The following is a 1348-nucleotide window of genomic DNA, read 5'->3' as shown; positions in this document are numbered from 1 at the left end:
CACCTGTTCGTCTCGTGAAAAATGCCATCAAAATGACCATCGCACGTAGAAAGTGTGTCGGTTAATTAGCTGCAACGTCACGCAAGTCTCCTCGTTAGTAAGTTTTGTTGGCTCTAGTTCATTTTGCGCGGTTTCTTTTTGGTGGGGATTTCATTGAAAATCGTGGCTTCAGCGCGCTTTGTCGTCAGGTTTCTCGTTCGAATTCTTTGCCACTTTGGCTAATCGAATTACTCCAATTTCAGCTCATTTCGTTTCTTAGCCAAGTGCGTTTTGTTGTCTATAATTGAGTTTCGAACTATCCATTTTACTTCTGAGTTCAAAGCCAGTAGATTTGTAACCAATTCAGCACCTTGGCGCTAAACTTGGCTCTGTCGTGCGGGCAATATAACAAAGCGTTTAAGACGGACTCCCAACGCTTGGCGGCTTGAGTTCAAATCAGTTTTAGTGTTTAAGGTACAATGGTTTAGGTTTGGTGGTTGGCGTTGCTCACCACTTAACGCGGCGTTATACCCTTTCTCTAACTCCATGAATTAATGAGTAATATATGGTCAGCATACTGAAAATTGTGTTTGTTGTTAATTTCATATCCATTAGCGGCATAATGCTTTTGTTGAGTTTCGTGGACTATTTTTCAAACTCAAGAATCAGTGACTTATTATTTTATTCGGGTGTACTGATTTGGATTGTTGCAAGCCTAACTTGGGATGGCGGAAAAGTGAGCCGAAACTATGATGTCGATTATGTAACAAGTAAAATGAAATCAATGGTGAAAGGGCATGATTTACAGTCTGAAAAGTGGTTGAATTATCGAGCAAATTATAAGTTTGGTTTGGTTATGTTTATTGCGGGAATACCATCATTTATAGGAAGCTTTGTTTTAACCTATTTGGTGTGAAAATTGAGCGCACACCTGCAACACGGGTCTAACAAACAATTTAAGAGTGACTCCTAACGCTTGCCGATTTTACTCTGATTTGAATTTTGTGTTTACGGCGCAATGGTTTAGTCTGGGTTTTATAGCGTTATCGCACCTTAATTGGGCGTTAGGCATCAGGTGATAAAATTGAATATTGATAACATTAAAATGCTACCAAACATAATCACAGAAACAAGTGATTTAGAAAGTCAATTCAAGGATTTGTTTGGGTCATCGGAAGCTAGTAATGCTAAAAGTGTTATTTATTTTTTCCGTTCAGTTCGTCCTGTTCCTAGGTTAAGAGGTGAGTCAGATATTCTATATATTGGCAAAACTAAACAATCTATTAAAGGTAGATATCTTCAGTACGCAAAGCATTTAGCGACAGGTTCTAGTGGTTGTTTTTATCGCTATATTATCGATAACTATGGT

At 38.4% G+C, this 1348-nt stretch carries 2 protein-coding genes; both read left to right on the top strand.

Annotation, left to right across the window (positions count from 1 at the left end; all coding sequences use genetic code 11):
* Positions 1–544 precede the first annotated feature (544 nt).
* Complete coding sequence (locus L4C39_RS20060) at positions 545–895, top strand: hypothetical protein (RefSeq protein WP_429747757.1); 351 nt, start codon at positions 545–547, stop codon at positions 893–895.
* 168 nt (positions 896–1063) lie between these two features.
* On the top strand, positions 1064–1348 hold a 285-nt coding region (locus L4C39_RS20055), incomplete at its 3' end, for a hypothetical protein (RefSeq protein WP_429747507.1).

Source organism: Vibrio clamense (genome assembly GCF_050337905.1).
In the GTDB taxonomy this organism is placed as follows: domain Bacteria; phylum Pseudomonadota; class Gammaproteobacteria; order Enterobacterales; family Vibrionaceae; genus Vibrio; species Vibrio cortegadensis.
The sequence above is the reverse complement of the archived record's forward strand: the minus strand, read 5'-3'. Positions and strand labels throughout refer to the sequence as shown.